Genomic DNA, 18,492 nt, shown 5'->3' with positions numbered 1-18,492 from the left:
TTATGAATGCTTCAACACAAAAACTGACAAAAAGTATACTTAATTTTTATCATATTATCAATTAATTATCCAACCTGGGAATATAATTATCATAAATCAATCACAGATTTAGGTTGTCAACCTTTTTATTGACAAATTATTTAGCTTTCAGCAAGCAATAAAGTAACAAGTAAGGAAAATTAAATGATCGATAAACGTCCTCCAGGATTAATAGCAATTGTTATTTATAAAGGCTTTGTTGCTTTACTACTTACAGCTACATCTATTGTTCTACTGTTAGCTTTAAAAAAACATGATACTCTTGTGGTCTTTTCCGAATCTTACATACTGGAAGGGAAACGCGAAGTTATTGAGTGGTTACTAGAAAAAATTATTAATATCAAACCACAAACTTTAAAATTTAGCGGAATTGCCACTGCAATATATGCAGTTGTGACAGCCATTGAGGCTATCGGTTTATGGTATGAAAAAACTTGGGCAAAGATATTAGTTATTGGATTAGTTGGTATTAGTATACCTCCCGAAATCTATGAGTTAATTAAAGGGGTAACGATTTTCAAATTTTTAGTCTTTATGGTTAATCTAGCTGTACTATCGTACTTGGTTAAACACTTTTATAAACATTAATTAAGAGAACTTGCTGGTAAACGCACTGTAAAACAACTTCCAATTCCCAATTGACTTGTGACGGTAATTAATCCACCGTGATTTTGAGCAATAGCTTGAGCAATAGCCAACCCTAAACCAGAACCACCAGAATTATAAGAACGTGATTTATCTGCTCGCCAAAAACGTTCAAAAATATTTCCTAAATCTTTTGGTGCAATTCCTACACCTGTATCTTGAACATTAACTACTATGTCTGAAGCAGAACGATTAGCTGTGATTTCTACTATCCCTTCTGACGGTGTGTAATTTATAGCATTTTGAATTAAATTAGTAAATAATCGTGTTATTTGATTTGTATCACCTAATAAATAAAGCTTTTCAGTTAATTGGCTTTTCAGATTAATTTGTTTAGCGATCGCTTGCGATTGATACAGTTGTACTAAGTTATTTAAAATTGAACTGAGATTAACAGTTTCTTTACTGCGGTTAGGAATATTATCATGACGAGCTAAAAATAGTAAATCTTCAGTGAGGCGAGTCATTTGGTTCGTAGCACTAGAAATAGCCTGAAATTTTTCTGCATCAGTTTCTCGTATTCCTTCTGGATACTTTAGTGCTACCCCTGCATTACTTTTAATCGCCATTAAAGGACTGCGGAGTTCATGGGAAGCATCAGCAGTAAACTGTTTCAAGCGTTCAAAGCTTTCTTCAATTGGTTGCATCGCTTGACGAGTCAGCCAAATTCCGCCAACACTACTAATAATCAAAGCTACAACTATTCCACCACCTAATCCCAAATCTAATTTATTTAAAGTTTCATCAAATTCTTCTAAAGATTGACTGGCTCTTACATACCCAATTAATTGTTTATCATCACTACTAATAATTGGTAAAGTGACAGACTGGACACGATTTTTACCAACTGTATTAATTTGTTCTCCTTCTGTTACATGAACAGGTAAACTTAAAATATCTCGTCCCTGTTTTTCGATTAGATTACCTTTAGTATCAAACCAGTTTAATCCTTGATGATTTTCAAATAATTTATCTTGAGGTAAGTCATTTTCAATTTTAATTCTCCCATTATCAAATTCTGCATTAGCAGCAGCAACTTGTGCTAATGCAACAAGTTTCTCTGTTTGTTGTTTATGGAGGCTATGGGTAAAGACAATCCGAACAGCAATTGCAAATCCACCTAAGATTAGTGACAATACGATTAAATAAGACAACAGTAAACGACGGCGAATTTTTTCAAACATAAGCCAAATTTGCCTTCACTTAGGACACAGACGATAACCAACACCATAGACAGTTTCGATAAAATCTTCTGAACTTCCTATCGCTCTCAGTTTCTTTCTTAAATTTGTAATGTGAGTTTTAACGGTTTCTTCTCCGGATAATTTATCAAACTCCCATAATTTATCTAAAATTGCCGAGCGAGTCAAAATTTGAGTAGGATTTTTCAAAAAACATTCCAATATCATGTATTCTTTGGGTGTTAATGATAGAGGCTTACCTGCGTAGGTGACATGACAACTACTAGGGTCTAGTTGTAGCTCACCATGAATTAAAATTAATTGGCGAGTTTCTGGACTCCTTCGAGATAAAGCTCGAATTCGCGCTGCTAATTCTTCTAGTTCAAATGGTTTAACTAAATAATCATCTGCACCAGCATCAAGTCCAATTATTTTATCTGGGGTTGTATCTCGTGCTGTCAACATCAGAATAAAAGCATTACAATTAGAAGCACGTAGCCGTTTACAGAGAGTGATTCCATCTAAGCGCGGCAACATTAAATCTAATAAAATTAAATCATAATTACCTGCTTGGGCGTATTCCCAACCTTCAATTCCATCACCAGCAATATCAACAGCATGATGTTGATGTTTTAAATCTTCAGCTAAGGGTTTAGCGATGCGATCATCATCTTCAACTATTAAAATTCTCATATTTCTATACTATTTATTTTGTATTTAACAAAAAATAGTCATCTATCTGCTTAAACGTATCACTCAATTGGGTAACGCACTTTTTTCTCCTTTCGCACGGAAAAGAATAGGACAACCGCCAGCAGGATAAAGGCGATCGCTGAAGCATAGCCCCTTGGCAGTGATAAACCGCCATCTTTTATCGGTTTGGTAAGAAAATCTCCAAAAGTGGCTCCGAAGGGTCGTGTGAAGATGAATGCAAGCCAGAATAGGAGAACATCGCTCAACTTTGTTATGTAGTGAAGGGCAATGACAACACCAATGACGCTGGCTGTTACCAATGCGCCCTGGATATAGCTCAGTCCTAAGTTGCTTGTTAGAAAATCACCAAAGGCTGTTCCCAAACTGTTGGAGAATACAATCGCCAGCCAATACGTTGTCTCTGCGTCTTTCCTCACGATTGGATAAACGCTCAAATCTCGATCCCGGTAATACCAGATGGCAAGAACGCTCAAGAGACAGGCTACCAGGATCAGCGATCCCACTGCGTAGCCCAGTCCGAGAGAGCGATCCATCAGGTCTGAAACTTCGGTTCCGGCTGTGGTTGTGGCAATGATCGCCACCCAGTAAACGGCTGGACGATATCTGTCGGATTGAATTTGAAAAAACAGGAGAATAGCCAGAATGGCAAAAGTTACGGCAAAGGCTACGTAATAACCCAGCCCAAGAGACATTGAGATGAAGTCACCTGCCGTCTCGCCCAGCGTCGTGGCGATGATCTTCATAATCCAAAAGAAAATTGTGACTTTTGCAACTTTGTTCATTATTGCTCTACTTGCTGGTGGACTACCAATACGTTATCTGAACTTGCAGGTTCATCGTAGAGAGAAAAAGTCAAGAACTTGGAAAGAGATAGCTGGCAATGAAGATTTTTACTCTTTACCTACTGATTTTCGTCTTCCGCCTTCAAATACCAGCAGTAATACGATCGCACTTAAAGCGAACATACTTCCAGCGATGAAAGTTGCTTTTGGACTGATTGTTTGCCACAAAACACCTCCTAACAGGCTAGCTGGTAAGAGCGCTACACCGGTAGCCAAATTAATTAACCCAAAAGCAGTACCCCGCAGATTAGACGGAACTCTATCTGCTACCAGTGCTAACAATATGCCTTGACTCATGCCCTGATGCAGACCATACAGCGCAAATAGTCCCCACACGTGCCAAGGAGCATCAACAAATGCAAAACCTAAATATGCCAACGCATACACAAAAAATCCACCCACTAGCAGCCCCAATCTACCAATGCGGTCAGATAACAATCCTACTGGATAGGCACTGAGAGAGTAAGCTATATTCATTACAACTAGGGTGAGTGGTACTAGTGAGGCGGATACTCCAGCTTGCTGCGCTTGCAGCAATAAAAAAGCATCGCTAGAGTTACCGAAATTAAATAGTAGTGCAACCGCAACTAGCACCCAGTAGCTTTTACCCAAACTTTGCAAAGCAGACCACTGTAGAGGATTATTCTGTCTTTGACTGTTTTTATTGCCGGTTTCCCGCACGCCAGTTGCTAAAAGAGCTACTGCTAAAATACCGGGAAGCACAGCTAACCAGAAAACTAGACGAAAGTTCTGTCCTGAAAAAGACATCAACATGAATGCAACTAGTGGCCCAGTGAATGCGCCGATGGTGTCTAAAGATTGGCGCAAACCGTAGGCAGCTCCACGATTAACGCTATCGGTAACATCTGCTACGATTGCATCGCGGGGAGCTACACGAATTCCCTTACCAACGCGATCACCAAAACGAGCCATCAATACCCAAGCAGGACTAGTTGCCAATGCGAACAGGGGTTTAACTAAGGTAGATAGTCCATAACCAACAACAGCTAATTTCTTACGCTGTCCTAAATAATCACTTAAGGCTCCTGAAAAAACTTTCAGTACAGAAGCAGTTGATTCTGCAATTCCCTCAATCCACCCAACTGTTAGCAAATTTGCTCCTAGTGCCGAAATTAAAAATAACGGCAACACCGAATGAATCATCTCAGAACTAATATCAGTTAACAAGCTGACAAATCCCAAAACCCAAACATTACGAGGGATGGTTTGAAAAGTTTTTGTTGTCACTGCTGTTACCTTTGAGTTGATGACTGGCAATTCGGTGTTAAGAGAAAGCTGTAATTGTTAAATCACAGTTAATTGCATTTATCATCATCACACTTGACGATGAAATTGGAATGAAATTCTATCGACTCCAAGAAATCTCAATCTGGAGCAATTTTTACGGTTGGCGTAGTGCTTGTAGTTGTTCTAACTGTTGGGTTTGTTCTTGCAGACGAATAACAAGGCGATCGCACACTAACTCACATAGCTCAAAAATTATTGGGTCAGTAATTTGGTAAAAAACACTGATTCCTTGTGGTTGACGAGTGACTATACCCGCTTGCATCAATACTTTCAAATGTTTGGAAACATTTGCTTGTCCTAGTCCGGTTTCTTGGATGATTTCTGTCACGTTTTTCGCTCCTGACTTGAGACAACACAAAACTTGCAGCCGACTTACTTCTGACAATACTTTAAAGTATTCAGCAACGGGAGCAAGAGCTTGAGGCGAAGATTCTAACATACAGACTTAAATATTACATCTTCTTATATGTAGTTACTACCATATTACCAGATAGTAATATGGTAGTAAGGATTAAGAGATAAAACAGCAATGGAAAACGTCAAAAAGATTAACAATGAATTAACAGTAGCAGGACAGGTGACACCAGAGCAGTTACAGCAGGCGGTTAGTGAAGGTTACAAGTCTGTACTCAATCTGCGATCGCCTGATGAACAAGGTTTTCTCAGCGATGAACAGCAACAAGCACAAGTCTTGGGACTGCACTACGTCAACATTCCGGTCAAGCCGAACGAGATTAGCGATGAACTGACTACAGAGGTACTTGAGCAAATTGATCAGCTACCCAAACCCGCTTTAATTCATTGTGCTAGTACTATGCGTGCGGGTTTAATGGCATTTATGAACGTAGCAACGCGACAAGGAATGACACCAGAGCAAGTATTTGAGAAAGCTGCTGCGGCTGGCTTTGATTGTAGTGCTAATCCGCAGATGAAACAGTTCCTTGAACATTATGTTTCAACTCACTCCCAAACAAATTGAAGTTTTGGCATTGTTGCAAGAGGAAACACTATGTTATTCAGACAGTTATTTGACAGAGAAAGCAGCACTTACACTTATTTACTTGCAGATCAACAGACTCAAGAAGCTATTTTGGTAGATCCGGTGTTGGAGCAAGTCGAACGTGATTTGAAACTACTGACAGAATTAGGGTTATCTCTGCGTTACTGCTTAGAAACCCACATTCATGCAGATCATATTACAGGTACAGCCAAATTGCGAGAAATGACTGGTTGTTTGGGGATTGTTCCCGATAAAGCTCAAGCCAGTTGTGCAGATCGGTACATTAAAGATGGAGAAATCTTACAATTGGCAAGCATAACAATTCAGGCGATCGCCACACCAGGTCATACAGATAGCCATAATGCGTATTTAGTTAATCAAGATCGAGTTTTAACTGGAGATGCCTTGTTTATTCGTGGCTGTGGACGAACCGACTTTCAAAGTGGTGATGCGGGAACTTTGTTTGACTCAGTGACACAAAAACTATTTACTTTATCAGATGAAACTTTGGTATATCCTGGGCATGACTATCGTGGACAGACAGTATCTACTATTGGCGAAGAAAAACGCTGGAATCCAAGATTTGTCGGGCGCGATCGCCAAAACTTCATTCAGTTCATGGATAGTTTAGATTTACCTGAACCACAAAAAATGATGGAAGCAGTTCCCGCCAATGAGCGTTGCGGTAATTTACTGTTTACCAGTTAAAGTCCTCTAATCAATTCCATAATTTATGATTGTCTGGATATTTGGTCATTTTCTCGCAATTTGTATAGGCATCAGTTTAGGGTTAATTGGCGGCGGTGGTTCGGTTTTAGCAGTACCGATTTTAGTGTATGTCATGGGTGTGACACCAAAACCAGCGATCGCCATGACTCTATTTATTGTAGGCAGTGTCAGTCTCATTGGTGCCATTCCCCATTGGCAGCAAGGCAATGTAAATTTAAAAACCGCTTTCATGTTTGGCTCTGCCACAATGTTAGGAGCTTATGTAGGAGCTAAATTAGCAACATTACCTTTTATTACCGGCACAATCCAGATGATTCTGTTTGCCTTGATGATGCTATTGGCAGCAGGATTTATGATTAACAAAAATGCTAAACCAATTCCAAAAGTTGCTGCGACTGATTTGGATTTAAGCTTATATCCCAAACCAATATGTAAATACTGTTGGCTTTGGATGCTGAGTGAAGGTTTAGGTGTTGGTTTATTAACTGGATTAGTTGGGGTTGGTGGCGGATTTGCGATTGTTCCTGCCTTAGTTTTGCTGGGAAATACCCCAATGAAACAAGCGATCGGCACTTCTTTACTAATCATTGCAATGAATTCTGTTGCTGGACTGTTAGGCTATCTAGGACAGGTATCACTGAATTGGCATCTCATGGCTTCATTTACAATCGCTGCCAGCATCGGCACAATTAGTGGAGCTTATCTTTCTCAGTTTGTACAGCCTAGACAGTTGCAACGAGGATTTGGCTATTTGCTTATAGCAGTAGCAAGTTTTATTTTATTTCAAAACCGCAGCAAATTTTACTCCTCGCCTTCACCAACAGCATACAACATAGGGCAAGAGCAACATTATCAGAATTCACGTTCTCATTTCGGTTACAAAAAAATCAGGAATTCTATTTGAATTATTGTTAACAAATTGCTAAACAGACAATATGCCAATGCGTTAAGCTATTATGCCTGATACGAGATTTAGGACAAGATGACGTTGTAGTTGAAACCCGCTTTTGGACAGATTCGCGGCGTTCTGATTTTGTGGCTACGACATCAGCAGTTAGACAGGCGATAGTTGCTGCGTTGAAAGAAGCGAATATTGGATTACCAGACCCCGATGTAAGAATTTTAGTGCCGCGTCATCCGCAAAGGTGGCAAGCAGCATTCGGTTTAAAGGATAATGACAGTGCTTCATCTTAATCCTCTGATAAGTTTTAACCAATATCTGATCGCAATATTATCAACAACAGTTCAATGACTATGGCGATGGTGAATGTCCCTAGTGTGAGGGTGAGTGTGATAGATAATCGTCGTGTGTTCGTGAAGATGGTTGTGAGATTCGCCTATAGCCATCCCCTCATCGTGGTTATGCTGATGGTGTTCATCGTGGATGTGTTGATGTTCATGCATACTAAGATAGTGAAAGTGTTCGTGTTCATGTGGATGAGGCGAGAGGGTAATTTGTACTACCACTAGCAGCATCAAGCCCACTAAGCTACCGTAAATAAACTCACGTTCAGCAAAGTGACTTCCTAACCAACCCGCAAGAGGGTAGGAGATTGCCCACCAAAGATGACTCCAGGCAAAGTGTGCGCCATAAACTCGCCCTTGTATAGCAGTCGGGATACGGTCTGCAATTAATGTCTGAGTAGGTAAGTTGACTAAATTTTGCCCCGCACCCGCTACCAACCATAAAAGCATCAATACTGTTAAATTTGCGTAGTTGGCAGGTAATAAAGCCAAGGTGATCAAAGTTGCACCAATCAAAACAAACGTTGTACGCAACAAACTTCTATTGAACGTACCATAAATAACTGCACAGAGAGTTGCACCAATCCCAAAAGCTGCCATCACCCAGCCGTACTGCACTTCTCCCAGTTTAAGTGAACCTTGGACATAGCCAACAGTATTGACTAAGATTTGCGCTCCGGCAATTGATGCGACTAACTGCATCGCTAGCGCGTAACGAATAGGTGCATCTGTAAGCAGGCGAGTTGTACCGTCTTTAATGTCTCCCCATGTTCGGCGTGTTGTTCTGGAAGGCTGTTGATTTTGTGCAACGACGAGCCGACCTGGTAGGGTGAATATTAAGATTGCCGCGATCGCAAAGCTGAGAGCATCCAAAAAGAAGACTTGTCTTGCACCAATGAAGGCGGCGACACTTCCAGCGATACCGGGGCCAAGTACACCAAGCAATTGGTAAGTAGCGGACGAAAGAGCGATCGCGCCTGCATAGTCATTCTCACCCGTGACTAATGGAATTGTGGCTTGGTAAGTTGGGGTGAAGAAAGCATTAAAAACGTTCAGTGCAAATATTAATACGTAAACTTGCCAAATTTGTGTCACAAAAGGCAACAGACCCACAATTAACATTCTGAATATGTGGGTAATAACCATGATTTTCTTACGGTCGAGGCGGTCTGCGATCGCACCTGCAAGAGGGGACAGCAATACAAAAGCGGTAACACGCAGAGTTAAAGCTACTGAAAGTACAACCGCCGCATTCTTTCCAGCTAAGTTAAAAGCCAGCAGGGCTAAACCCACCCAAGTAAGTGCATCACCCAATAAACTAGTGGTTTGAGCAGTATACAGCCTTGCAAATACCGGATTTCTCAAGCTGCGGAAAAATGTCAAGGTATTCATTTATCAAGGGGCATAGTTATAAAAGTCTTTTATAGTAATATTTTAACACTAATGGGGGGAGGGGGCATATTTATCAAAGCTGGAAAATAGTCTTGACAAGACCATTTTCACCACTCTGCTATTTTTTAGAAGGGGTGTAGTATTTTTGGCGTTGCTGTTAGCGCAGCTTGGCGTTAGCCAGATCATGAGATAATATCACCTCATTGGCAACTGATTAGTAACACCTTTTGTACTGAAAGCATCAAGATGACTCAAAATTTACTCAAGGCTAACAATTCATAAAGAATTCTAAAAGATAAAATTCTATGATATTTATCATTACTCAAAAACTGCTTTTGGTACTTTGCCATCCTCTACAACTGAGATAGTAAGTTTAGGCAATAAGAACTTACCAAATTTAGCATATAAAGCTGGTAAGACCATTAAAGTTAATGCAGTAGAAGTAAATAAACCACCTAACACCACTATTGAAAGTGGTTGTAAGATTTCTTTTCCGGGGCCACTCTCAATTACTAAAGGTGCTAATCCTAAAGCAGAGGTAAAAGCTGTCATCAAAATGGCATTCAGACGTTCCATTGATCCTTTAATCAGAACTTCTTTCAATGGTGTACCTTCAGCAAATTTGGTGTTGTAATTATCCACAAGTAACAAACCATTACGGGTAGCAACTCCAAATAAAGTGATAAAACCAACTAAAGAGGCAATTGAAATAACGCCGCCAGACAAAGCTACTGAAAAGACTCCCCCCACCAACGCCAAAGGCAAGTTAATCATAATCATGGCGGTAGAAGGAATAGATTTGACAGAAAGGTACATAATTACTGTAATTGCAACAAAGGCGATCGCACTCGAAATTAAGATATTCTGAGTTGCTCTTTCTTCTGCCTCAAATTGTCCTGCATACTGAATATAGTAACCAGCAGGGATTTGCACTTGTTGCTTAACTTTCTCCCTAATTTCATTGACAATGGAACGCAAATCTCTACCATTAGCATTAGCAGAAACAACAATCAAGCGGGATACATTCTCCCTATTTATAGTATTAGGCCCAGTACCATTTTCAATTGTTGCAACCTGTGCAAGAGGAATTTTTTGACCGTTAGGAGTATCAACTAACAAATTACGAATCGTATCTAGGTTTTGCCGTGCATCTGACTTTAACCATACCGCTAAATCGAAAGTTTGTTGTTTTTCTAAAACTTGAGATACTACTCGCCCATTCAGAGCAGTTTCAATAATCTCAGACAGTTTGCCTACTGTCAAACCATACCGTGAAGCAGCAGGTCGGTTGAATTTAATTTGTATTTGTTCAATTGGTATTTGGGGTTCTAGTTGTAAATCTACAATCCCATTAACGGTTTTCATGACATCATCAACCTGCTGTCCAATTGTGCGGAGTTGTTCTAAGTCGGGGCCAAAGATTTTGAGAGCGATCGCACTCCTCACCCCAGACAACACCTCATCCATACGGTGTGAGATAAAGCCCCCAATATTCGGTGCTACTCCCGGTAATTTCGCAAATTCTTGGCGTAACTTCTCAATCGTCCCCTCCCTATCTTTCATTCCTGCGTCGCTTAACTCGATATCCAAGTGTCCTAAATTTACCCCGGCTGCGTCTCCATCTCCTGGCGCACGTCCAGAACGCAATTGCACGTATGGAAATCTAGAGTCTCCCTTGAGTGCGTGTTGAAGTGTTTCACCAGCTGCATTAGTAGCTTCTAGAGAAACCCCCGGATAAAGAGTTAGAGTATTAACCAAAGTTTGCTCCTGAAACTCTGGTAAAAATATTCTGCCAAAGGAAGGGACAATTACAGCCGCAGCCACTAAACTTGCGATCGCAGCCCCTATAACAATTCCAGAACGCCGCAGAGAAAATGTTAGTAGAGGACGATACAGCCCCTTAAAAAATCTCGCCACCCAAGGTTCTGTTTCTGGCAGGCGACCATAAGGTAATAAGATTGCACATAAAGCTGGAGTCACAGTTAATGCCGTAATACTAGAGGCGATAACTGCTGCCATATAGCCTAATCCCATAGGGATAAAAATGCTACCTTCCACACCAGCTAAAGCAAAAACTGGGGAGAAGACAACTATGGTAATGATAGTAGCTCCAAATACTGAATCGCGTACTTCTTGACAACCGTCAAATACAACATCTAAAACTGGACGTGGATTAGGGGAATATTTATTTTCTCGCAAGTTACGATAGACGTTTTCAGCATCAACAATTGCATCATCAACGGCTGAACCAATTGCTACTGCTAACCCTCCCAAAGTCATGGTATTTAAACCTTGACCCAACCAATTTAGTAGCAGTACTCCTAGTAATAAAGATAAAGGTAGGGCAGTTAAACAAATAGCTAGGTTACGCCAATTCATCAAAAAAGGGATTAGAATTAAGGCTACAATAATGCTGCCTTCAATTAAAGCCTCTCTAACATTTTCAATAGAAGAATCGATATAGTTTTCTTGACGAAATGTTGGGGTAACTTTGATATCTTTAGGCAATCCTGCTTGAATCTCTGACATCGCCGATTCTATGGCACGGGTGACGGTAGGAGTATCGGCTTGAGGCTGTTTGTTAATCATCACAACAATTGCCTTTTGACCATTAAAACTGCCATCACCCCGTTTAATAGCTGCACCAATTTGCACGTCAGCAATATCTGAGATTTTGACAGGTGTACCATTGCGGGCAGTAATTACTGATTGCTGTAATTCTTCAATAGATTCAATTCTGCCAATACCACGAATTAACTTTTCTCGGTCAGGAGTAATTAAATAGCCCCCAGGAGCGTTAACATTAGCAGCTTTGGCTGCTTGCTCTACGTCTTCCAAAGTAACATTAAAGGCTCTTAGCTTGGCTGGATCTACTAATATTTGATATTGGCGAACATCGCCACCATACGCCACTACCTGACTAACACCAGGCACAGCTAAAAGGCGATTTGTCACTTGCCAATCAACAATCCGCCGCACTTCCATTAAAGGAGTGCTTTGAGACGTGAAGGCATATTGTAATACTGTGCCAATGGGAGAACTAGTGGGAGAAATTTGCGGAGTTTCTACTCCTTCGGGAAGCTTACTTTGAGCTTGTTGTAATCGCTCTGTTACTAGCTGGCGAGCTTGATAAATATCAGTATCCCAGTTAAAAATGACTTTAACGACAGAAATTCCTGCTGCTGAAGATGAGCGTACCGCCGTTACTCCAGGAGTACCGTTAATCGCGCTTTCAATTGGTAAAGTTACCAGAGATTCTAATTCTTCGGGGGCGAGTCCTGGTGCTTCTGTTTGAATTTCAACTTGGGGTGGTGCAAAGCTAGGAAAAACATCCAAGGGCATTTGGATAATCGTCCGAAATATCCAAATTGTGAGGATAATTGTACCCAGGATAACTAACCAACGGCGAGCGATCGCCCATTTAATAATCGCACTCAGCATTGTTATTTCTCAATCTTGATTTCTGAATCTTGACTCGCTACCCGATGGTTATCATTAAATTCTGGTGATGGCTCTACTGGAACGGAACTATTGATATCTTCTTCTGTGACATAGCTAACTCCTGTGGCTAGTTGATATTGATGTTTGCTGCGACGACCCGCCCAAAAAGTACCTGCCATAAAAGCTAGAGTAGCTAGAGTAGCTCCCCCTCCTGCTGCAATCCACCAGGGTAGTGGTAAGCTAAACGTTTTAGTTTCCGTTACCTGTGCAGGAATTTCGGTGTGTTCGTCTGCTTTCGTCTTGGTATCACCCCGCAAAGATTGAGCGTAAAGTTGCGGCGCGCGCTGGGTAACGATCAAATCACCCTCGAATAAACCAGTTTTTACCTCAATCATGTCTTGCGAAGTTTGACCCAAGGTAACTTCAACAGGTTGATAAGCGTTACCATTCTGCACATAAACCTGTTTCTTGCCATTTGCTTCTACCACAGATGCACTGTTGATAGCCAAAACATCTGACGAAGTTTGGTTTGTCAACACTTCCAACTCAGCAAACATTCCAGGTTTGAGAACTCCACTGGAGTTATCTATTTCGGCTTTCACAGGCACAACGCGCGTATCACCTGCTACCACAGATTCAATTACGGCAATTCTTCCATTAAAGGTGCGATTAGGTACAGAAGCCACTTTCAAGCTTACCCGTTGACCAATCTTAACTTTGTCTAAATCTTTTTCATAAATATTCGCTGTGGCAAAAACACGGCTGTCATTCACAATCGTCATTAACTTGCCACCTGCGTCCTGGAATGTTTGACCGAGAGTAACTTCTCTGTCAGCAACCTTCCCGGAAATCGGAGCATTTACTGTCACCAGTCCTTGAGCATTAGCCCGGTTTCCCAATTGAGAAAGGCGAGTTTGATATGTGGTGCTACTAAGTTGGATTTTTGATTGGGCCAGTTCAACAGATGATTGAGCCGTTTTGAGTTTAGCCTCAGCCTCGATCACATCGCGGCGACTGTTAGCTGTGGTTAGTTTAGCCTTAGCTTCTGCTAACTGGGTTTGGGATTCTAGGGCTGTACGACGTGGCAAAGCACCAGCATCAGCTAACTGTCTATCTTTGTTATACTTTTCTTGAGCAAATGCTACTTGGCTTTGGGCTTGAGCTATTTCAGCTGCGGCTATTTGCTGATAGCGATCGTAATTCTGCTGGGCTAGCCTCAAGTCAGCTTGTGCTTGCCGTAAATCAGCCTGACCTTGTGCTAGTTTTTCTTGGGAGTTAACCCGCAATTCCACCAAGTCAGGGCTGGATACAACAGCTACAGGTTGGCCTTTCTTGACGTTTGCACCGGGTTCTACTAGTAATTCAACTACTTTTGCCCCTGAAATTGGGGTAGTCACTTCCACTCTTTGGCTGGGTAAAGTTTCAATTTGTCCGGTAGTTTTAATACCAACTGCTAGTTGTTGGCGTTTAACTGGCTCAACCTTAATTCCTAACCGTTGGGCAGTTTGAGTATCAACTTGAATGGAACTAGTTGCTGGGGTGGCTTCACTTTCTCCTTGAAATTCATTTCCGTGTCCGCCGTGGGCTAAAACTACTATGGGGCTTGCTAATAACAGCAGGCTGACAAGTGTACCAGAAACACAACGTATGGTTACAGTTGGTTGGAAACGCAGAGAGTTGGGCATCGCTATCAGAAATCCTTAAGTATGAGGGCAAAGGAAGGCGATCGGGTATTTATATTTGGTAAAAAAAGCTAGCTTTTTTTAGGAGATTTTTCTGCACCTCATTCTCAGTCTTTCATCTCAAAATGAAATTGGCATGAAATTGAGAATTCAGAAACTAGCTTTCTTTGACATCTAAAATTCTCAATTGCGTCAGCAAACTTTGTACCCGTTTCTAAGTAGAAATTGAAATTTGAGATTACTGGTTATACCAAGTTTTGCGCCACTGTTTCATTTGGTTAATCTCTATGTCTTGGGCTTTGATAATTTCTTGAGCCAAGTTTTTAATTTCAGGACGTTGAGACTTTTGCAAGGCATCTTTCGCCATAACTACAGCTGCTTCATGGTGCGGAATCATTGCGTTAATAAAACGCAGATCAAATTCTGCATCAGCTGCACCCAAATCTATATCCATCATCATGGCTTGCATTTGCTCAGAAGACATCTCCATGTCATGACCCATTTTGGCATCATAAGCCATTGGTTTATCTCCCACTTTGGGATACCAAGCTGCACGCCACTTTTTCATCTGCGTAATTTCTTGGTTTTGTGCTTTGATAATTTCGTCTGCTAGGTTTTTAATCTCAGGGCGTTTCGATTTCTGCTGTGCAACATTCGCCATTTTCACTGCCCCCTGATGGTGCGGAATCATCGCATCTATAAACCGCAAATCATAATTAGCATCGGCTGGGCCTAAATCCATTGCCATACCGTGGTTCATACCGCTACCATGATTCATCATACCGTCATGGTTCATGGGTTGCTTATCGCTAGTAGCAGTAGTAGGGTTTGGTGTTTGGCTTTGGTTTTGGGAGGCAGTTGTAGAACAAGCTGTTAAGAGGCCGCTAGGAACAGAGGCGATCGCTACCAAAGTCAATGACAAAAAGCTATTTTTCAGAGTAGAAAGTTGCATAGGGTTCATCTAAATATTTCCTGATTGCATTTTCAAATATCCAGTTGGCTGGAGAGTCAACCCCTTGGGTTATTTATCTTTGGCTTGGGTAATAAAATTGCCCAGATAACTAGCTATTCACAAAGCTACTGTTGCACTTACTACATAGTTTGACAGTCAAAAATGAAATTAGGATGAAATCAGGGTTTGTGCTAGTAGTACAGATGTACGAGTGCATATCAACATGAAATCCCTATACCTCAGTAGCTAGAAATATTTATTACCTCATTGGTATGACGCGATACCTTCGGTGAGCTTCGCTAACGCCTTCGCAAATCTTTAAGGTGAGTCTAAAGGCGTTATTGCCTTTGGTAAACCTAAAAAATTTCAAGAGAGTAAATAAATGGCAATACAAGAACTCACTTTGAATCAAGTGAACCAGCAGATGCAGCAGTGTATTCAAAACTGCTTGGACTGCCACAGTATTTGTTTAAATACCGTGACTTACTGCCTACAAAAAGGTGGTCATCACGCCGAACCTACTCATATTCGATTAATGCTTGATTGCGCTGAAATTTGCAATACAAGTGCTAATTTCATGCTTCGAGCTTCTGACTTACATTCTCGTACCTGCGGCGTTTGTGCTGAACTGTGTCAACGGTGTGCAGATGAGTGCGATCGCATGGGTGACGATGCTCAAATGAAAGCCTGCGCTCAGATGTGCCGTCGCTGCGCTGATTCTTGCCGCCAAATGGCGATGGCAACTGCCTAAGTCATCGTCAAAGCTAGCTGGCTGCCGTGTAGTATTTGCTGCAAACTGTGCCTGGAAATGCGGCAGTCAGTAAAGATAACCTTAGCACTGCAAACGGTAACTTCAGACTGACGCTGCTGGTATTGATAGCAATTTGATCGCATATTCACCATCTACATCTCTAAGTATAAGCACCCACAAAGCTGCATCTAATATGTGCTTAAAAAAATTCTTCAGATGGCCTCTTGACTCTCCAGTGAACTGGAGCATTCAAGATGAAAGAGCGTTAGTTGTTAGTTAACGCCACTTAGTAACTGGAGCAGCCAGATGGAGAATACCACACTCAAACTGCGCGGCATGAGTTGTGCCTCTTGTGCCAGCAGCATTGAAGACGCGATTAATTCTGTCCCCGGTGTCGATGAATGTATTGTGAATTTTGGAGCAGAACAGGCAACAGTTAAATATGACCCTAGAAGAACTGATTTAGAAGCCATTCAAGAGGCGGTAAATGCAGCAGGTTACTCTGCTTACCCACTCCAAGAACAAAACCTGATGGCGGGAGAAGACGATGTGGAGAAAAGACATCGCTTAAGAGAATCCCGCGATTTAATGCGAAAAGTAGCGGTGGGAGGCATCATTAGCACTGTATTGGTTATAGGTTCGCTGCCTATAATGACGGGGTTGCAACTACCCTTTATCCCAGCATGGCTGCATAATCCTTGGGTGCAGTTGATACTCACTACCCCAGTACAGTTCTGGTGTGGTTACTCCTTCTACATCAATGGTTGGAAAGCTTTAAAACGTCATGCTGCCACAATGGATACCCTAATTGCTTTGGGTACAAGTGCAGCATATTTTTATTCGCTATTTCCCACTTTATTCCCCAGCTTTTTCATCAATCAGGGGTTAACACCAGATGTATATTATGAAACTGCTGCGGTCGTCATTACCCTGATTTTGCTAGGAAAACTATTTGAAAATCGCGCGAAAGGACAAACCTCAGAAGCTATCCGTAAGCTGATTGGGTTACAAGCTAAAACGGCGCGTTTGATTCGTAATGGACGAGAAGTAGATGTCCCAATTGAAGAAGTAATTATTGGAGATGTGATATTGGTTCGCCCTGGCGAGAAAATTCCTGTTGACGGGGAAGTAATTGAGGGAGCATCCACAATTGATGAAGGGATGGTAACAGGGGAAAGCGTGCCTGTCAAAAAGCAACCAGGCGATGAAGTGATTGGAGCTACCATTAACAAAACTGGGAGTTTTAAATTTCGGGCGACACGAGTCGGAAGTGATACTGTACTGGCGCAGATTGTCCAATTAGTACAGCAGGCACAGGGTTCTAAAGCCCCAATTCAGAGATTAGCAGACCAAGTAACTAGATGGTTTGTGCCTGCGGTAATTGCGATCGCTCTACTCACTTTCATCATTTGGTTTAATTTTACAGGTAACGTGACTTTAGCGCTAATCACCACTGTTGGGGTACTAATTATCGCCTGTCCTTGTGCGCTGGGTTTAGCCACACCAACATCTGTAATGGTAGGAACAGGTAAAGGTGCAGAAAATGGCATTTTAATTAAAGGTGCCGAAAGCTTGGAACTGGCGCACAAGATTCAAACAATAATACTAGATAAAACTGGAACCATCACTCAGGGTAAACCAACAGTCACCGATTTTGTCACCGTCAATGGTACTGCTAATGGTAACGAAATCAGGTTGGTGCAACTTACGGCATCTGTGGAACGCAATTCCGAACATCCATTGGCAGAAGCGGTTGTGAGATACGCCCAATCTCAAGAAGTGACGTTAGCAGATGTCAAGGAGTTTGAAGCTGTAGCAGGTAGTGGTGTACAAGGTATAGTTTCTGGTCATCTTGTGCAAATTGGTACACAACGCTGGATGTCAGAATTAGGCATCGACACCCAAGCCTTACAACAAGATAAAGAGCGTTTGGAATATCTAGGCAAAACTGCGATTTGGATTGCGGTTGACGGACAAATTCAGGGATTAATGGGGATTTCTGATGCCATCAAACCTTCCTCCATACAAGCAGTCCGCGCTTTGCAAAAACTAGGTTTAGAGGTGGTGATGCTTACAGGAGATAATCGCCGCACCGCCAAAACCATCGCCCGTGAAGTTGGTATCAAGCGTGTTTTGGCTGAAGTTCGCCCCGACCAAAAAGCCGCTACAGTGCAGAAACTACAATCATCAGGAAAGATTGTGGCCATGGTTGGTGATGGTATTAATGATGCACCAGCCCTAGCCCAAGCCGATGTAGGAATGGCAATTGGCACTGGTACAGATGTAGCGATCGCCGCTAGTGATATTACGCTTATCTCCGGTGACTTACGAAGCATTGTCACTGCCATTCAACTCAGCCGCGCCACAATTCGTAACATTCGTCAAAACCTGTTCTTCGCCTTCATCTACAACGTTGCTGGCATTCCAATCGCTGCGGGTATTTTGTTCCCCATCTTCGGTTGGTTACTTAACCCAATTATTGCAGGTGCAGCAATGGCATTTAGTTCGGTTTCAGTAGTTACAAATGCCCTACGTCTGCGTAAATTTCAAGCTAAACCAGTAGTATAAGGA

General features: G+C 41.7%; 17 protein-coding genes. 7 read left to right on the top strand and 10 right to left on the bottom strand.

The annotated features are described in order from the left end of the window. Positions 1-183: 183 nt before the first annotated feature. Positions 184-627: a DUF2127 domain-containing protein gene (locus NIES593_RS00475; protein WP_073597718.1), complete on the top strand. Its 444-nt coding sequence runs from the start codon at positions 184-186 to the stop codon at positions 625-627. Here the strand turns inward: NIES593_RS00475 and NIES593_RS00470 are convergent. The 5 genes from NIES593_RS00470 to NIES593_RS00450 all read right to left on the bottom strand — a co-directional run bounded on the left by NIES593_RS00470 (position 624) and on the right by NIES593_RS00450 (position 5,168). Further along, entirely contained in the window at positions 624-1,868 is a 1,245-nt protein-coding gene (locus NIES593_RS00470) for a sensor histidine kinase (protein WP_073597717.1), read from the bottom strand. The genes NIES593_RS00475 and NIES593_RS00470 overlap by 4 nt on opposite strands. Before the next feature lie 15 nt (positions 1,869-1,883). After that, positions 1,884-2,558, bottom strand: a complete 675-nt coding sequence (locus tag NIES593_RS00465) for a response regulator transcription factor (RefSeq protein WP_073597716.1) — start codon at positions 2,556-2,558, stop codon at positions 1,884-1,886. 59 nt (positions 2,559-2,617) lie between these two features. Next, complete coding sequence (locus NIES593_RS00460) at positions 2,618-3,361, bottom strand: COG4705 family protein (RefSeq protein ID WP_073597715.1); 744 nt, start codon at positions 3,359-3,361, stop codon at positions 2,618-2,620. Between the two features lie 108 nt (positions 3,362-3,469). After that, positions 3,470-4,669, bottom strand: a complete 1,200-nt coding sequence (locus NIES593_RS00455; protein ID WP_073597714.1) for an MFS transporter — start codon at positions 4,667-4,669, stop codon at positions 3,470-3,472. Positions 4,670-4,823: 154 nt separating this feature from the next. Next, positions 4,824-5,168, bottom strand: coding sequence for an ArsR/SmtB family transcription factor (locus tag NIES593_RS00450; RefSeq protein ID WP_016870435.1), 345 nt, complete (start codon positions 5,166-5,168; stop codon positions 4,824-4,826). Positions 5,169-5,258: 90 nt separating this feature from the next. Between NIES593_RS00450 and NIES593_RS00445 the strand changes: the two genes are divergently transcribed. The 4 genes from NIES593_RS00445 (at position 5,259) to NIES593_RS00430 (ending at position 7,652) form a co-directional block, all read left to right on the top strand. Continuing rightward, positions 5,259-5,708, top strand: coding sequence for a protein tyrosine phosphatase family protein (locus tag NIES593_RS00445; protein WP_073597713.1), 450 nt, complete (start codon positions 5,259-5,261; stop codon positions 5,706-5,708). Between the two features lie 30 nt (positions 5,709-5,738). Beyond that, positions 5,739-6,437: an MBL fold metallo-hydrolase gene (locus NIES593_RS00440; RefSeq protein ID WP_073597712.1), complete on the top strand. Its 699-nt coding sequence runs from the start codon at positions 5,739-5,741 to the stop codon at positions 6,435-6,437. 25 nt (positions 6,438-6,462) lie between these two features. Beyond that, positions 6,463-7,362 (top strand): sulfite exporter TauE/SafE family protein, encoded by a 900-nt coding sequence (locus NIES593_RS00435; RefSeq protein WP_073597711.1) that lies wholly within the window; start codon positions 6,463-6,465, stop codon positions 7,360-7,362. A 131-nt stretch (positions 7,363-7,493) separates the two neighbouring features. Then, complete coding sequence (locus tag NIES593_RS00430) at positions 7,494-7,652, top strand: hypothetical protein (RefSeq protein WP_217651767.1); 159 nt, start codon at positions 7,494-7,496, stop codon at positions 7,650-7,652. Positions 7,653-7,703: 51 nt separating this feature from the next. Here NIES593_RS00430 and NIES593_RS00425 read toward each other — a convergent pair whose 3' ends face one another. The 4 genes from NIES593_RS00425 to NIES593_RS00410 form a co-directional block, all read right to left on the bottom strand. Then, positions 7,704-9,095, bottom strand: a complete 1,392-nt coding sequence (locus NIES593_RS00425; protein ID WP_073597710.1) for an MFS transporter — start codon at positions 9,093-9,095, stop codon at positions 7,704-7,706. Between the two features lie 318 nt (positions 9,096-9,413). Then, entirely contained in the window at positions 9,414-12,536 is a 3,123-nt protein-coding gene (locus NIES593_RS00420) for an efflux RND transporter permease subunit (RefSeq protein WP_073597709.1), read from the bottom strand. A gap of 2 nt (positions 12,537-12,538) precedes the next feature. Then, on the bottom strand, positions 12,539-14,221 hold the full coding sequence (locus NIES593_RS00415; protein ID WP_073597708.1) for an efflux RND transporter periplasmic adaptor subunit: 1,683 nt from the start codon (positions 14,219-14,221) through the stop codon (positions 12,539-12,541). Positions 14,222-14,456: 235 nt separating this feature from the next. Further along, entirely contained in the window at positions 14,457-15,179 is a 723-nt protein-coding gene (locus tag NIES593_RS00410; RefSeq protein ID WP_073597707.1) for a DUF305 domain-containing protein, read from the bottom strand. Positions 15,180-15,552: 373 nt separating this feature from the next. On the opposite strand from NIES593_RS00410, the gene NIES593_RS00405 reads away from it, so the two are divergent. Further along, positions 15,553-15,921: a four-helix bundle copper-binding protein gene (locus NIES593_RS00405; protein ID WP_073597706.1), complete on the top strand. Its 369-nt coding sequence runs from the start codon at positions 15,553-15,555 to the stop codon at positions 15,919-15,921. Here the strand turns inward: NIES593_RS00405 and NIES593_RS23835 are convergent. Beyond that, positions 15,918-16,064 (bottom strand): hypothetical protein, encoded by a 147-nt coding sequence (locus tag NIES593_RS23835; protein ID WP_175560998.1) that lies wholly within the window; start codon positions 16,062-16,064, stop codon positions 15,918-15,920. The genes NIES593_RS00405 and NIES593_RS23835 overlap by 4 nt on opposite strands. Before the next feature lie 163 nt (positions 16,065-16,227). On the opposite strand from NIES593_RS23835, the gene NIES593_RS00400 reads away from it, so the two are divergent. Next, on the top strand, positions 16,228-18,489 hold the full coding sequence (locus NIES593_RS00400) for a heavy metal translocating P-type ATPase (protein ID WP_073597705.1): 2,262 nt from the start codon (positions 16,228-16,230) through the stop codon (positions 18,487-18,489). Positions 18,490-18,492 lie beyond the last annotated feature (3 nt).

This window comes from Hydrococcus rivularis NIES-593, assembly GCF_001904635.1.
GTDB lineage: Bacteria > Cyanobacteriota > Cyanobacteriia > Cyanobacteriales > Microcystaceae > Hydrococcus > Hydrococcus rivularis.
Note: the sequence above shows the minus strand (reverse complement) of the source record. Positions and strands in the feature narration are given on the sequence as shown.

Bases quoted from the DNA above. Each gene is read 5' to 3' on its own strand.
- NIES593_RS00425 (WP_073597710.1), bottom strand. From the start codon at position 9,095: ATGAATACCTTGACATTTTTCCGCAGCTTGAGAAATCCGGTATTTGCA.
- NIES593_RS00405 (WP_073597706.1), top strand. From the start codon at position 15,553: ATGGCAATACAAGAACTCACTTTGAATCAAGTGAACCAGCAGATGCAG.
- NIES593_RS00410 (WP_073597707.1), bottom strand. From the start codon at position 15,179: ATGAACCCTATGCAACTTTCTACTCTGAAAAATAGCTTTTTGTCATTG.
- NIES593_RS00465 (WP_073597716.1), bottom strand. From the start codon at position 2,558: ATGAGAATTTTAATAGTTGAAGATGATGATCGCATCGCTAAACCCTTA.
- NIES593_RS23835 (WP_175560998.1), bottom strand. From the start codon at position 16,064: ATGCGATCAAATTGCTATCAATACCAGCAGCGTCAGTCTGAAGTTACC.
- NIES593_RS00460 (WP_073597715.1), bottom strand. From the start codon at position 3,361: ATGAACAAAGTTGCAAAAGTCACAATTTTCTTTTGGATTATGAAGATC.
- NIES593_RS00450 (WP_016870435.1), bottom strand. From the start codon at position 5,168: ATGTTAGAATCTTCGCCTCAAGCTCTTGCTCCCGTTGCTGAATACTTT.
- NIES593_RS00420 (WP_073597709.1), bottom strand. From the start codon at position 12,536: ATGCTGAGTGCGATTATTAAATGGGCGATCGCTCGCCGTTGGTTAGTT.
- NIES593_RS00400 (WP_073597705.1), top strand. From the start codon at position 16,228: ATGGAGAATACCACACTCAAACTGCGCGGCATGAGTTGTGCCTCTTGT.
- NIES593_RS00415 (WP_073597708.1), bottom strand. From the start codon at position 14,221: ATGCCCAACTCTCTGCGTTTCCAACCAACTGTAACCATACGTTGTGTT.
- NIES593_RS00470 (WP_073597717.1), bottom strand. From the start codon at position 1,868: ATGTTTGAAAAAATTCGCCGTCGTTTACTGTTGTCTTATTTAATCGTA.
- NIES593_RS00440 (WP_073597712.1), top strand. From the start codon at position 5,739: ATGTTATTCAGACAGTTATTTGACAGAGAAAGCAGCACTTACACTTAT.
- NIES593_RS00475 (WP_073597718.1), top strand. From the start codon at position 184: ATGATCGATAAACGTCCTCCAGGATTAATAGCAATTGTTATTTATAAA.
- NIES593_RS00435 (WP_073597711.1), top strand. From the start codon at position 6,463: ATGATTGTCTGGATATTTGGTCATTTTCTCGCAATTTGTATAGGCATC.
- NIES593_RS00445 (WP_073597713.1), top strand. From the start codon at position 5,259: ATGGAAAACGTCAAAAAGATTAACAATGAATTAACAGTAGCAGGACAG.